Genomic DNA, 15,007 nt, shown 5'->3' on the forward strand with positions numbered 1-15,007 from the left:
TTGAGCTGGAGCTGCTTGCTGATCCTGCATGTGCCGATTTAGACGGTAATGGGGCAGTCAACACCGTTGATATGCTGCTGCTCAAGCAATACCTGCTTGGGCTTATAACCGAGTTCCCGGGATAGACTTTGTATAATTTTTATTTTAAAATTAAAGGAGAGAAAACTATGTTAAAAAAGATGAAAAGGTTGTTAATTTTAAGTGTGGTTTGTGTGATGATTTTAACCTCAGGAGCTATTACTGTATTTGCCGATTACCCTATATTTTATCAGCGATATACCGCTGATCCATCCGCCTTGGAGGCAAATGGAAGGCTGTATCTTTACTGCTCGCATGATGTATATGATTCGAGCCGTCCGGGGTATATAATGAATGATATTACCTGCATATCCACAGATGATCTGAAGAACTGGACCGACCACGGCGAGGTTTTCAAAGCGTCAGGCTGGGCTGGGCTGTCATGGGCTCCTTCAGTTGTTGCTAAAAACAATAAATACTATATGTATTATGGAAATGGCGGCGGAGGCATTGGAGTTGCTGTAAGTGACAGTCCAACAGGGCCTTTTAAGGATGCATTAGGTAAAGCATTGGTAACCAACAGTACTCCTGGTGTAGATGCGCCCAGCGGTTTTTGGTGCTTTGACCCGGGTGCCTTTGTTGATGATAATGGACAGGCATATCTGTTTTTTGGCGGAAATGGACAGTCAAATATCCGGGTAGTCAAACTAAACAATGACATGATAAGCATAAACGGATCTGCATCCAAGCTTAGTGCTCCCCGCTTTTTCGAGGCTGCGCATCTTCATAAATATAAAGGAAAATACTACTTCACCTATTCCAGCGATTTTTCTCAAGGGGCGGCCACTATAGAGTACATGGTCAGCGATAGCCCAACGAGCGGATTTCAGCACAAAGGAACTGTACTGGCAAATCCTCCTCAAAATGAAGGGAACAATAATCATCAATCGATAGTTTCATATAAAGGGAATTGGTATATTGCGTACCACAACAGGGCCCTTGCGGCAGCTAACGGTGCTCCTGCGGGTGATGCAAGAACATATCAGAGAAACGTGTGCTTAGACCGCATGGAATATAATACTGATGGGACAATAAAAAAGGTTACTATTACAACTAACGGACTGACCCAGTTAAAGAGTGTAAATCCTTATATTACCAATGAAGCAGAAACAATGGCTGAGGAATACGGTATTCAAGTGGAGAACTCTACTGAAGGCGGACGCTGTGTAGGGTATATTCAAAACGGAGACTGGGTAAAGGTAAAAGGGGTTGACTTTGGAACGGGTGCGACATCATTTGAAGCAAGGGTAGGCTCGGCAACCAGCGGAGGAAACATAGAGCTCCGGCTTGACAGCCCGACCGGAAAGCTGATTGGTACCTGCGCTGTTTCAGGCACAGGCGGCTGGCAGACTTGGACAACAAAAACATGCAATGTGAGCGGTGCAACAGGCGTGCATGATTTATACCTTAAATTTACAGGAGGAAGCGATTATCTGTTTAATATTGATTCATGGAAGTTTAAAGCACAATCCGATCCCGAATACCTTGTTGGAGATCTCAACGGAGACGGAAGTGTCAATACAACGGATTATGCCTTGATGAAAATGTACCTTCTTGGGTCCATTGACGTTTTCCCGGTAGAAAACGGTATTAAAGCAGCGGACTTAAACTCTGACGGTGTAATTAATTCACTGGATTTTTCCATCTTTAAGCAGTACCTACTGGGAATTATAACTAAGATTCCAGTATAAAATGACGGAATAATCTGCTCTTAAACAGGTAAAGTGACATGGAAGCAAGTCACTTTGGCACAAAAATTGGGCCTTGCGGCGCAAAAGAAATTTATCCGGCAATTAATTGCCGGATAAATTTTTGCGCCGCAAGGCCTTTTGTTGTAGATAAAGCAAGGTATACTCAGGCCTAATGTTCATTTCTGGTTAAATACTAATTGTCTGATATATGGTACCAATTTAAGAAATAGCATACATTTGTATTATATATATTGTTTATTTTTATATATATGTTGACATTATACATAACAATGATATAATAATTTGGCAAATGCCTATTTGCCAAATTATTATAAAAGAGAGAGGTTTTGCATGGGCTGTGTAAATGCAGAAATTATGTTGACAGAGACAGCCTCATGGAGGAATTAGGATGTCTAGCCTAAAAAAAAGTCTAAACCTATATCAGGGTATCGGAATTTTAGTCTCCACCCTGTTAGGCTCTGGGATATTTCTAATACCAGCAATTGTATCTTCAATTGCTGGTACTAAATCTGCGGTATCTTGGTTATTAATGATTTTAATAATACTTCCAATAGCCCTCACATTCAGCAGCCTTGGTATAGTATATCCCAATGCGGGAGGAACTGCATTTTTTATAAGAAATGCTTTTGGAAAAAGGTTTGAAAATTTTACATCATGGTTATATTTATCAGTAGTAAGCATAGGCCCGCCAGTAGTTATTATTACTGGTGCAAACTATCTAGGGAGTATTATTAACGCCAATAAAACGGGGGTATTTATTATCTCTGTGGGAATGTTATTAATTATGCTTTTAATCAACTTGCAGGGCATTGAGTTGACAGGAAATATACAGACAATTATATCAATTGTAATTGTAGCTGTAATCTTAATAATGGCGATATTTTCGCTGGCAAAAGAGCCCTTATTAATTTTAAAAAACACTAATTTTAAGTTAGAAAAGGGTGATATTTCTATTATTTTGGAGTCAATGGGAATAGTATTTTGGTGTTTTGTAGGAATAGAGGCGTTGGCTCATTTAGCACCTGAATTCAAAAATATAGAGAAGGATTTTCCGAAAACTGTTATAATAAGTATACTATTAGTTGGATTCCTTTGTCTGCTGTTAAGTCTGATAGTGCTGCAATACCATGCATATGGCAATGAAAGTTTAAATGCTGGCTATGTAGCATATATAATAAATATAATGATTGGGGGCTATGGCAAGAATTTTGCAAGTATATTAGGTTTTATTACATGTTTTGCAACAGTAAATGTATATATTTTAAGTTTCTCAAGGCAGATACTAAGTATGAGCCAAAACAAGGTGCTTCCCGCCTTTTTTTTAAAAACAACATCGAGAAATGTGCCTATAAATGCTACTATCCCTTGCTTTTTATTAGTTCTTATTACTATCGCAGCGAAATTTGCTTTAAATATTAACTTAAATGAGCTAATACTTTATGCAAATGGAATTTTTATATCTGTATATTTGCTTGCATCTGTTTCTGGTTTAGTATTGCTTAGTGGTTTTAAAAAGATTATTGCTTTGCTGGCAACCATTTTTTGTTTATCTATACTGATGTGCATTGGAACAAAAGCCATATACGCAATAATCGTTCTGATATTCTCGGTTTTTTGGGATTATGCCCGTGAGCTATACCTTTCATCTCAAGAGAAGACGCGGAATTTTTAAAGCAAACGAGAGATGCTGGGCTGAATAAAAATAGAAAGTCATATGAACCAAAGAGATTGAAAGGGCAATTAAAAAACTTTCAATCTCTTTAATAATTTTTTGGCTACAAGTTTTATCTTTTACACCTTTTCCACAGCTTCTATTGCCTTTTTGGCGAAATCCTGTGCATTTTTTAAATCATCGGAACTTGGGCGCTTGCGGTTAAAAAATAAAAAGAATTTTCCGGGACATACAAACGACTCGGGAAGAACGTTGATTCCTTTGGACTCCAGAAGCTGGCGCATTATTTGAATACCGCCCTCAGGGCTTCCAGCAGTGCCGAAAAGGGCTACATTTTTTACCTTCCCCGTATCAAGGGTTTGTATGTATTCCTGCATTTTAGGGTCTATTTTACCGGCGTAGATACCCGCTCCTAGAAAAACGAGCTTGATATTTTCATCGGGATATGCAGGAGGAACAGACTCTGCGGTGTGCCCTGCTGTCTGGGCTATAGCCTCAGCTATCTTTTTTGTGTTTCCGCCTCTCGTATGATACATGACTTTAATTTTCATGGCAAGCATCCTCCATTTTTAGTAAGGTTTTTTTCATTATATCCCATGAGAAGGGTTTAAACAATGGCTGGGGAATATTTTAACAATGCCATATGCTTTTAAGAAGGATATCTCATGGAGGATAACAGCAAAAAAGCCTCATTTTAGAGAGGAGCAGATTGAAGAAATAAATGTATTGGAGTATACTAAATTGTATAGTTAAAAGGAATGTGAACACGACAAAGAATGGAAGCGGGATACGGTATGGATTTTAAAAATAAGGTCTGTGTAGTTACAGGAGGGGCAAATGGAATCGGGCTTTGTATTGTAAACGAATTTGCTGCAAGGGGTTCAAGAGTGGCCTTCATAGACATGGACAGGGCGGCTGGGGAAAGAGCTGTAAAGATCATAAAGGAGAAAGGCGCTCAAGGTCTGTTTTTTTACGGAGATATTGCAGAGAAAGAAGTTATAGAGAGCTTTGCGGATAGGGTTATAAAAACTTACGGGGAAGTGGACTTCCTTATTAATAATGCGTGCTTAAGCCGGAGAGGAATAATCACAGGCTGTAAATGTGATGATTTCAACTATGTTCTGAGAGTGGGAATAACAGCGCCGTATATGCTTTCAAAACTGTTTCTAAACCACTTTGCACCAAAGGCTGCCATTGTAAATATATCCTCTACAAGAGCCGCCATGTCACAGCCGGATACCGAAAGCTATACGGCGGCAAAAGGGGGCATTTCGGCACTGACACATGCTTTAGCCGTAAGCCTTGCGGGAAAGGTGAGGGTAAACAGTGTGAGTCCCGGCTGGATAGATGTTTCTGCAAACTTAAGTGATGATTATGAAAGCAGACACAGCACTGCCGACAAGAACCAGCACCCTGTACATCGTGTAGGCAGGCCTATTGATATAGCGCGCACGGTAATGTTTCTGTGCGATGAGGACAACGGCTTTATCAGCGGTGAAAATATCACAGTTGACGGGGGAATGACCAGGCAAATGATATACAGCGGTGACTGCGGATGGATCTATTCCGGATAAGGAAGAATGAATTTGAAGCCCTGTAGGCTTTAGGGGACTGGTTTTATAAGCAAGGCTATAAAAATTCCTGTAAAGTATTATGATATTATGTTACAATATAAAGGAAAACAGACAGAGTTATACCGCTTGATTAAGCAAATTTGAGGGGGGAGTGCCGGGCTATGAATTCGTTGGAGCTTATTGATTATCTAAAGGATGTTGGAGAGTATATTGAATACTCCTTTTACACAAATTCCTCAGAAATAATGACGGCCATATCAGAGAGTGGCTTTGAAAGAGTGTTTAATGTGATTTCCATAGAGGAAGTCAAGAAAGGAGTTTATAACTGTGTAACCACATGGGACACCGATAATGGAAATTCTTTTAAAAAGAATGTGGTTATAGATATGTCGGGAGAAATGGTATTTATTACCGAGACTTTGGATAGTAAACAACAAGATGCCGTGTCATCCGTGGACATTGATATGGAAAGGGAATACGGAGAGGTTTTGAGGCTGTTTAAAAGGAAACAGCTTAACAGCATTGAAAAGGCAATTTTTATAAAGGTGGTAAAGGCGTTTTTTGAATAGAAGCTTAGAAAATACACTAACCACATCTTTTTCTCTTGCGTCAAAGCAACATAAAAGGAGCCCCAATCCTTTAATATAAAGGCTATGAGGGCTTTTGTCTTTCATAATTTATTTAATTTATGACAAGCAATTATTTTAATTGACACAGGTATTTTAATGATATAGAATATTCTATAAAATTATCCGGGATAAAGGCTTGAAAATGATAAGCCTGTTCTTAATACCCATTTATTGCTTCAAGCTAAAATAAAGAATCATAATTTAATATATTTATAATAATGAGGAGGGAATGCAAAGTGGCATTTTATTATGATGAACCGTCAAGAACGTTTAACGAATATCTTCTTATACCCAATCTTACAACAAAGGAAATGACACCTTCCGATGTGTCCCTTAAGACACCTATTGTTAAGTTCTGTAAAGGGGAGAAGTCTCCCATTGAAATCAATCTGCCTTTTGCCTCTGCCATAATGCAGTCCGTTTCGGATCACAATATGGCAATAGCACTTGCCAGAAGCGGGGGAATCTCGTTTATATTTCAGTCTCAAGCGATAGAAAAACAGGCTGAGATGGTGGCAAAGGTAAAAAAGTATAAGGCGGGATATGTAGTAAGCGACTCTAACCTCAAGCCTGATAATACCCTTAAGGACGTTATAGAGCTAAAGGAGAGGACGGGACATGCTACCATAGCCATAACAGATAATGGGGGCCCGGGGGGGAAGCTTCTTGGCATTGTTACAAGCAGAGATTACAGGCTTACAAGGACAGCTATTGATACAAAAATAAGTGAGTTTATGACACCCTTTTCTTCTCTTGTGTATGGAAAAGAGGGCATTACTCTTACAGAAGCCAATGACATGATATGGGATCACAAGCTAAATTGCCTTCCTATTATAGATGAAGAGCAAAATCTTGTTTATATGGTATTCCGAAAGGACTATGACAGCCATAAGGAAAATCCTCTCGAGCTGTTAGACAGCAACAAAAGAATTATTACAGGTGCCGGAATAAATACAAAGGACTACAAAGAAAGAGTTCCGGCATTGGTTGAGGCAGGGGCTGATATTCTCTGTGTAGATTCCTCGGACGGGTATACTGAATACCAGAAAGAGACAATTGAGTGGATAAAGAAGGAATATAATGGCCGGGTCAAGGTCGGGGGAGGAAATGTTGTTGACAGGGAAGGCTTTATGTATCTTGTTGAGGCCGGAGCAGACTTTGTCAAGGTTGGAATAGGGGGAGGCTCTATCTGTATAACCAGAGAGCAGAAGGGTATAGGAAGAGGCCAGGCGACTTCCGTCATAGAGGTAGCCAGAGAAAGAGACCGCTACTTCCGGGAGAGTGGAATTTACGTGCCTATATGCTCTGACGGGGGCATAGTGCATGACTATCATATGACACTGGCACTGGCAATGGGAGCGGATTTTGTCATGCTCGGGAGATACTTTGCGAGGTTTGACGAAAGCCCTACCAGAAAGCTTAAAATAGGAGGCAACTTTGTAAAGGAATACTGGGGAGAGGGCTCGAACAGGGCACGCAACTGGCAGAGATACGACATGGGTGGAGAGCAAAAGCTTTCCTTTGAAGAGGGTGTGGATTCATATGTACCTTATGCAGGAAAGCTCAAGGATAATCTGGATATAACGGTAAGCAAAATAAGGTCTACAATGTGTACCTGCGGGGCAGCCAGCATAAAGCAGCTTCACAGAGAAGCAAGAATAACTCTGGTGTCTGCAACCAGCATTATTGAGGGTGGCGCTCATGATGTAATATTGAAGGAAAATGACCGTTCATAAAACAAAGGTTCATATAAAAGGACTCGCTTTAGCGAGTCCTTTTATAAATATTGTATGCATATTTGCAGGCCTCATTAAATAATTATCATAATATAAAATTATGAAGGGCTGTGCTATATGGCAAGCTTTGCTTTATTTACATTTGAAAACCGGCAGGCGAATATGCCGGAAAAAAGCCTCGCAGGATTTATTTCCGATAAGGCGGGAAGATTGCTTTTAAAGTTTCGGAATAAAGAAAAGGCAGCTAAAATTAACCTGTTTGACGAGGTCGAGCTTTGTGTAGTAAATGCTCCCTACAGCGTTGGAGAGGTATTATCAGGGAAAAAGGACATGAGTCCTTTAATTGAGAGGGTAAAAGCCAGGTATAATGTAGATAGGTGTATTTTGCCCCGGAGCCTGTGTGGTAGAGGCGGGTTTGGCCAAGGAGATACCGGGTATGTTTTTGAGTTCAGCGGTCAAACACTGTATAAAGCACTTCTAGTTAATATAATAAAAGATGTTTTTAATAAAAAGAGAAAAAGCATTTGCGACTTGGATATTACCATAGTTCATCAGAACAATAGGGATGAGCTTTACGCGATAATAGAAGTATTATCTCCATTTGTAAAATATATAACGGTAGCAACCGGCGATAAGGAGAGTATTGATGACGAAATAGCCCAAATATGCTGTAATACGGGTCTGGCAATAAGGGTGACGAGTGATTATAGGAGTGCTGTAAAAAGTGCCGAACTGATTATTAATCTTGCATATTCAAATCGGCCTTCCATTAATATAAGAACTAATTTTAAGCAGGTTGTTATAAATTATGGGGATTTGGGCTTAGAGCAGGTGTCAGGTGAGGGTACTGTAATAAATGGGATAGATGTATGTATTCCTCCTAAAATTGCATGTATGCTGGATAAAGGGCTATTTGATCATTACGGCAAGCTTGAGCTTTCCGAAATTTTGCTGAGCCATAAATCGGGATGCCACGAAAGGATTTGTGGGGTGCTCTGCGATTATGAGCTCGCAACTCGTCTTGCAGGTGAGTTTTACAGAAACTGCTATTCAATATGCGGTTATATGGGAAGACATAATATGTTCAAGGCCAGTGCTTTTTAGCATAGCAAGCTTGCTGCAAACAAAAATTGTAAAAAATGCTGATAAAAAATATATTTACTGCTCTTCTTGACAAGAAATAGTTTGTATTCTATAATTAATAAAAATAATCAACGGAATGTCCATGTTTTAATGAATATGAGTTGCTGGAAAGACACTGGCTTATTAATTGAGAATTCAGTGTTATTTATATTTTATGCCCATATTGTTGAGGTGACATTTAATATCAAGGAATAAATTAATCAGCAATACATATATTATTAACCTCACGGCTTAAGACTTGTCTATGAATTTTAAAATGAGGGCTGGCAGGAAATCCGGGTTGCTTATTGGGTGAGGCTTGCTGTGTTTAACTCCATATGTATTTAAGACACATCTTTACTTAATTTGTCTTTATGCATATAAACACAAAATATTTGGTAAAGGAGAGGCTCCAGATGACAGGCAAAGAAGTTGTATTGACCTATGAGGGCTTAAAGAAGTTAGAGGATGAGCTGGACTATCTGAAAAAAATTAAAAGGATTGAGGTTGCCGAGAGGATAAAAGAAGCATTATCCTTTGGTGACATATCTGAAAATTCCGAATATGATGAGGCGAAAAATGAACAGGCCCAGATGGAGGGCAGGATTGTGCAGCTTGAAACCATGCTTAAAAATGCAAGGGTTATTGATGAGGACGAGGTAACCACCGAGCATGTAAGCTTAGGTTCAAAGGTTAAGCTGTTTGATGTTGAATTTGATGAGGAAGTTCAATATCATATAGTAGGGTCTACAGAGGCAGATCCCGGAAGGTTTAAGATATCGAACGAATCACCTGTGGGAAAGGCTCTTATGGGGATGAAAGTCGGGGATGTAATTGATGTCTCTGCTCCTGACGGTATTATAAAGTTTAAAATTTTGAGCATTAATAAATAAAATATACTGCTATATAAATTTATTGATAAATTGATAAAAGGTTGTAATGTCATTTAAAGTTAATATATAATTATGTCAAAGATAACAGTTTACGCTAATGTAAGCTGTTATTCTGTAATATGGTATTATTTCTACTTTAGGAGGCTTTAGTAATGTCGGAGAATTTAGATGCAAATCAGGAAGCGCAGAATTTAAATGAAATTTTAAGGATTAAAAGAGCAAAGCTTTTGGAGCTTCAAGAAAACGGAAAAGACCCGTTTAAAATTGTTAAATATGAAGTAACTCATTCAACAGTATATATTGTTGAAAACTTTGAGACGCTTGAGGGCCAGGACGTATCCCTTGCCGGAAGGCTTATGTCTAAAAGGGGAATGGGAAAGGCCAGCTTTTGTGATTTGCACGACAGGGAGGGCAGGCTTCAGCTATATGTAAAGGTTGATGAGGTCGGGCAGGAAGTATACGAGGATTTCAAAAAATATGACATAGGAGATATTGTAGGGGTCAAGGGCGAGGTTTTTAAAACACATAAGGGAGAAATATCGGTAAAGGTTAAGGAGGTGCTCTTGCTTTCAAAGGCGCTTCAGCCTCTTCCTGAGAAGTGGCACGGTCTTAAAGATATGGATTTGAGATACAGGCAAAGATATGTTGATCTTATCGTAAATCCTGATGTAAAAAAAACATTTACTATAAGAAGCAAAATAATTAAAGCCATCAGAAAATACTTAGATGACAGAGGATTTTTAGAGGTGGATACGCCTCTTTTGAATACCATTCCCGGAGGGGCGTCAGCAAGGCCGTTTATTACGCATCACAATACCCTTGACATTGATTTATATTTAAGAATAGCACCTGAGCTTTACCTAAAGCGCTTAATTGTAGGCGGTATGGAAAAGGTCTACGAGATGGGAAGAATGTTCAGAAATGAAGGTATGTCTGTAAAACACAACCCTGAGTTTTCTCTTATGGAGGTGTATGAGGCATACACCGATTACAGGGGAATGATGGATTTGACGGAGGGGCTTATTTCTAAGGTGGCCGAGGAGGTTCTGGGCACAATGAAGGTTGTTTATCAGGGTCAGGAAATAGATCTTACTCCTCCTTGGGACAGGATGTCTATGATCGAGGCGGTAAAAAAATATACAGGTATAGATTTTGATGAGATACATTCCGATGAGGATGCTGAAAGGGCGGCAAAGGAGAAAAAAGTTCATATCGAGGGAAAGCTTTCAAAGGGCGAAATTCTCAGTCTGGTTTTTGAGGAGCTTGTAGAAGAGCACTTAATACAGCCCACCTTTATATATGATTATCCGGTTGAGGTTTCGCCTCTGACCAAGAGGAAGCCTGACAGACCTGAGCTTACGGAAAGGTTTGAGGCCTTTACAGTAATAGGTGAGATGGGGAATGCTTACTCTGAGCTGAATGATCCCATAGATCAGAGAGCGCGCTTTGTAAGCCAGATGAAAAAAAGGGATGCCGGAGATGAAGAAGCCAACATGATGGACGAAGACTTTATAACCTCATTGGAGTATGGAATGCCTCCTACGGGCGGATTGGGCATAGGAATCGACAGGCTGATAATGCTGTTGACCGACTCGTCCTCGATAAGGGATGTTCTTTTGTTCCCCACAATGAAGCCTATAAAATAGTGTAAAGGCAAGCTGCAAAAATGCCTAGATATTGTTATACAATATCAGATATTTGTATAACAATAACACTTACCTTGAGGCTTATAAAATGATATAATGCATATAAATATTTTATTCGCAAAAGAGGTGTATTTTCAAGATTGCAAGATGGAGGTGTCTATTATGCTTGAATTGAGAGATGCTTATAAAGTTCTTGGCTTAAGGGAAGAAGCGGACAAAAGCGAAATAGAAAAAGCTTATGCTTTTTTGATAAAGAAATATAAAAATATTATAAATAATGAGGATGATGATGCGAGGCTTAAGGCGCAGAAGGAGCTTGACGAGGTAAATGATGCCTATAACAGTATAGCCAGAAAAAAAATACAGGATATGGAGGTAAAGCAGCAGACACCTCCAAACCCCGTATTTAAAAAGCTGGGAATCGATCAGAAAAAAGCGGGCAATTTTGTTTATTATTATAAATTTCACTTTATAATCGGCTTTGTAGCACTGCTTCTGGCAGGGCATTTTATTTACAGCGTGGTGACCAGAGTTGAACCGGATTTAAACATTGTTTTTATAGGAGAATTTTACCCGCAGGACTCTAATATATTAAAGGAAAAAATAAAAAAGGACTTGCCGTCTGTCACTGAGCCTTCAGTGGACATTATATCTCTGCTTCCGGAGCAAGAGGGCTCAGTCAACCCGCAGCAGGAATATGCAATGCAGATGAAAGCGATGGCAGTAACTGCGGCAGGCGAAGTTGATGTATATATATTTGACAGAGCCAACTTTGAAAAAATCGCAAAAGGCAGCGGGCTTGAGAGTCTTGATAGATTGTCGCAAGAGCTGGACACTGATTCGCAAAAGTTCATTTCATTAAAACCGGAGGACGGGGATGCCGAGCATATTTATGGAATAGATGTAAGGGGAAGCACCTTTTTAAAGGAGGTCCAGCTCGACGGAAAGGAAGCAATTGCGGCAATAAGAGTCAATCCCTTGCACCCTTCCGCTGCTGAAGAATTTATTAAGAAGCTTGTGAATTAAGCCATATAGTTTTATTGCACCCTATATAAATCAGGTGAGGAGGAAGACAATAATGTCCAGTGAACTGACAGTCAGAGAAGAACAGGCGAGAGGATTTGTAAATATATATATATCAGGTGAAGTAGATATATATACTTCTCAAAGCTTAAAGGATAAGCTTTATGCCATAGTCGATTCCAATGACTCCGATTTAAAAATTGATTGCAGAGATTTACATTATATAGACAGCACGGGGCTTGGAATATTTGTAGGCATACTAAAAAAAGTGAGGCAGAATAATAAAAAAATATTCTTATCAAATATAAAGGATAATATAAAAAAATTATTTCTTATAACAGGATTGGATAAGCTGTTTATTATTGAATAAAAGGAGTTTGGAATGGATACCGTTAATGATAAAATTGAGATTTCTTTGCCTTTCAAAGCCGAGTATGTAAGCATAGTAAGGCTGACAGCCTCAGGTGTTGCAAACAGGATAGGCTTTGACATTGATACCATTGAAGACATAAAGGTTGCGGTTGCGGAGGTATGTAACAAGCTTGTCAATGCGGGAAGCGCAGATGCGTTGGAGTACAAAATAGTATTTAAGATGCACAAAGAGCGGCTAGATATAATTTTTGACTGTGAGGACAAAAAGTTAAAATGTATTTTCGATAAAGAAAGGGATCAGTTGGCATTAGCTTTAATAAATGCATTAATGGACGGTGCTGAATTGTGTTCCGATACTCCATACCTATTTTCTATGTACAAAGTTCTTGAAGGGAAAGTCTAAAATGGTAAATAATAATATTGAGGATCAGATTAATCCCGCTAATGAGGAATATCAAGATCTTTTTATAAAATATCAGGATAATCCAAGCACTGAGAATAGAAATAAAATTGTTAGCAAGTATCTTTATTTAGCTGAGATAATATCAAAAAAGTTTTTAAATAGAGGCATTGATTATGAGGACATATATCAGGTAGCCAGCATTGCGGTTATAAAAGCGGTAGAGCGTTTTAGCCTTGACAAGGGTGTAAAATTCGTAAGCTTTGCAACACCCACTATAATAGGAGAGATCAAAAGATTTTTCCGTGACAAGGCTTCTGTAATACGGATACCGAGGAGAATATATGAGGTATATCAGAAGGTTAATTATGCGAGGGAAACTCTGTCTCACCAACTGCAAAGGGTACCGCGAGTGGACGAAATTGCTTCGTATATAAATATGAGTGAGGAAAGCGTCCTTGAAATAATCGAGTCATGGAATATCTATAACGTGCAGTCCTTTGATCAGAATGTATATGCTGATGACGATTTGGAGCTGCATGAAACTATAGGAGCTGAAGACAATACCTTTGAAAGAATAGAAAACAGGGATTTCCTGAAAAAGAGTATGGATAAATTTAATGAGGCTGAAAAAGAATTCATAAGGATGAGGTACTTTAAAAATAAAACGCAAAAGGACATTGCCGGAAAGCTGGGAGTATCTCAAATGTACGTATCCAGGCTGGAAAGGAAGGTTATGGAGAAATTCAGGACGATATTAGGCAAATAAGAATAAGATATTTGTTTATAATTAAATAAGTATGGGTATGAATAAACCCATAAGAAACTTAAAGGATGGGAAGACATTGCTGAAATTAAGGATTTGTAAATTTAAAATACTCAGCAGCATAGATTATATAAGTCCTGTAATAGATGACATCCTGCTCTATATCCAAAAAATTTCTCATAAGCCGGATCAAAGCATTATATTTGAAGTAAAAGTTATTCTCAACGAACTAATATTAAATGCTGTCAGGCATGGCAACAGGGAGGATGCCAATAAGTTTGTTAAAATAGCCGTAGGGATAAATGACAGCGGGTATATGGTTTTAATAGTGGAGGATGAGGGACAGGGGTATAACTGCAGATGCCTGCTAAGCAAGCAAAAAACGTCACTTCAGGAGACAAAGGATGTTTGCAGCATGAAGGAAACGGGAAGAGGGATGACTATTGTCTTAAGCCTAAGCGAAAAAATAAAGTTTAACGGCAGGGGAAACAGGATTATTGTTTTAAAGAAATTATATTAAGCCATACATTTTTTGAATGGAGCACTTAATTAAAGAAGTGCTTTTGTTATCTATAAATTTTGTTCTAAAAACATTCTTGACAATTACAAAGTGCTTATGTTAATATATAAAAGCTGTCGCACGGCAAATTTAAAAAAACATCCGAAAAGGTATTGACAAATAAATTGTGTCGTGATAGTATATAAAAGCTGTTTCGTAAGCGGTTTTGTACAATATAGTGTCGAAGCCCTTCAGAACAGGCTAAAGTAAATTTCTTTTAAGGAATTTACTAAAGGAAGATTTTTTGAATTTTCCAAAGCAATTTCTTTAAATAAGAGATTACTAATGGACTTTGAAAATTAAACAGTGTAAAAGCAAGATAATCATGGAACTCGTTAAAATAATTTGAGTACCTAAGTTCGCTTAATAAACGAGCTTAGCAAGCTAGTGATAGTTTGATACTTTTTAAAAAAAGTAATTTGAGCCAAAAGGCTTTCAAATAAAAGTTTTTCTTTTAAATTGAGAGTTTGATCCTGGCTCAGGACGAACGCTGGCGGCGTGCCTAACACATGCAAGTCGAACGGAGATATGCCGGAAGATTTATCGGAAGGTGTATTTTAGTGGCGGACGGGTGAGTAACGCGTGGGTAACCTGCCTTATACAGGGGGATAACACAGGGAAACTTGTGCTAATACCGCATAATATTATTTTGTCACATGGCAGAGTAATCAAAGGAGTCAAATCCGGTATAAGATGGACCCGCGTCCGATTAGCTAGTTGGAGGTGTAACGGACCACCAAGGCGACGATCGGTAGCCGGACTGAGAGGTCGAACGGCCACATTGGGACTGAGACACGGCCCAGACTCCTACGGGAGGCAGCAGTG

14 protein-coding genes and 1 rRNA gene are annotated in these 15,007 nt (G+C 38.9%); 14 read left to right on the forward strand and 1 reads right to left on the reverse strand.

The window, feature by feature from the left end:
• The first annotated feature begins 167 nt into the window (after positions 1-167).
• Together DFR58_RS13010 and yjeH are read left to right on the forward strand one after the other, a co-directional pair.
• On the forward strand, positions 168-1,769 hold the full coding sequence (locus DFR58_RS13010) for a family 43 glycosylhydrolase (protein ID WP_114298285.1): 1,602 nt from the start codon (positions 168-170) through the stop codon (positions 1,767-1,769).
• A 409-nt stretch (positions 1,770-2,178) separates the two neighbouring features.
• Entirely contained in the window at positions 2,179-3,462 is a 1,284-nt protein-coding gene (gene yjeH / locus DFR58_RS13015; protein WP_114298286.1) for an L-methionine/branched-chain amino acid transporter, read from the forward strand.
• A gap of 119 nt (positions 3,463-3,581) precedes the next feature.
• Here the strand turns inward: yjeH and DFR58_RS13020 are convergent, their stop codons facing one another.
• Positions 3,582-4,013: a flavodoxin family protein gene (locus DFR58_RS13020; RefSeq protein ID WP_114298287.1), complete on the reverse strand. Its 432-nt coding sequence runs from the start codon at positions 4,011-4,013 to the stop codon at positions 3,582-3,584.
• Between the two features lie 243 nt (positions 4,014-4,256).
• Here DFR58_RS13020 and DFR58_RS13025 point away from each other — a divergent pair, with 243 nt between their 5' ends.
• The 12 genes from DFR58_RS13025 to DFR58_RS13080 all read left to right on the forward strand — a co-directional run.
• Positions 4,257-5,036 carry an SDR family oxidoreductase gene (locus tag DFR58_RS13025; protein WP_114298288.1) on the forward strand — a complete coding sequence of 260 codons (780 nt, stop codon included), beginning with the start codon at positions 4,257-4,259 and terminating at the stop codon, positions 5,034-5,036.
• Between the two features lie 161 nt (positions 5,037-5,197).
• On the forward strand, positions 5,198-5,605 hold the full coding sequence (locus DFR58_RS13030; protein ID WP_114298289.1) for a hypothetical protein: 408 nt from the start codon (positions 5,198-5,200) through the stop codon (positions 5,603-5,605).
• Positions 5,606-5,901: 296 nt separating this feature from the next.
• Positions 5,902-7,401, forward strand: coding sequence for an IMP dehydrogenase (locus tag DFR58_RS13035; protein WP_114298290.1), 1,500 nt, complete (start codon positions 5,902-5,904; stop codon positions 7,399-7,401).
• Positions 7,402-7,518: 117 nt separating this feature from the next.
• Entirely contained in the window at positions 7,519-8,505 is a 987-nt protein-coding gene (locus DFR58_RS13040) for a hypothetical protein (protein WP_114298291.1), read from the forward strand.
• A gap of 434 nt (positions 8,506-8,939) precedes the next feature.
• Positions 8,940-9,416, forward strand: coding sequence for a transcription elongation factor GreA (gene greA / locus DFR58_RS13045; RefSeq protein ID WP_114298292.1), 477 nt, complete (start codon positions 8,940-8,942; stop codon positions 9,414-9,416).
• 152 nt (positions 9,417-9,568) lie between these two features.
• Positions 9,569-11,062 carry a lysine--tRNA ligase gene (gene lysS, locus DFR58_RS13050; protein ID WP_114298293.1) on the forward strand — a complete coding sequence of 498 codons (1,494 nt, stop codon included), beginning with the start codon at positions 9,569-9,571 and terminating at the stop codon, positions 11,060-11,062.
• Between the two features lie 162 nt (positions 11,063-11,224).
• The gene (locus DFR58_RS13055; protein WP_114298294.1) at positions 11,225-12,088 is read left to right on the forward strand and encodes a hypothetical protein; all 864 of its coding nucleotides are present in this window, start codon (positions 11,225-11,227) and stop codon (positions 12,086-12,088) included.
• A 52-nt stretch (positions 12,089-12,140) separates the two neighbouring features.
• Entirely contained in the window at positions 12,141-12,455 is a 315-nt protein-coding gene (locus tag DFR58_RS13060) for an STAS domain-containing protein (RefSeq protein WP_114298295.1), read from the forward strand.
• Between the two features lie 12 nt (positions 12,456-12,467).
• Complete coding sequence (locus DFR58_RS13065) at positions 12,468-12,860, forward strand: ATP-binding protein (protein WP_114298296.1); 393 nt, start codon at positions 12,468-12,470, stop codon at positions 12,858-12,860.
• Position 12,861: 1 nt separating this feature from the next.
• Complete coding sequence (locus tag DFR58_RS13070) at positions 12,862-13,626, forward strand: SigB/SigF/SigG family RNA polymerase sigma factor (RefSeq protein ID WP_114298297.1); 765 nt, start codon at positions 12,862-12,864, stop codon at positions 13,624-13,626.
• Positions 13,627-13,657: 31 nt separating this feature from the next.
• Entirely contained in the window at positions 13,658-14,143 is a 486-nt protein-coding gene (locus DFR58_RS13075; protein WP_114298298.1) for an ATP-binding protein, read from the forward strand.
• 494 nt (positions 14,144-14,637) lie between these two features.
• Positions 14,638-15,007 (forward strand): 16S ribosomal RNA (locus tag DFR58_RS13080); the annotation flags it as partial.

Source organism: Anaerobacterium chartisolvens (assembly GCF_003337415.1).
Taxonomy (GTDB): domain Bacteria; phylum Bacillota; class Clostridia; order Acetivibrionales; family DSM-27016; genus Anaerobacterium; species Anaerobacterium chartisolvens.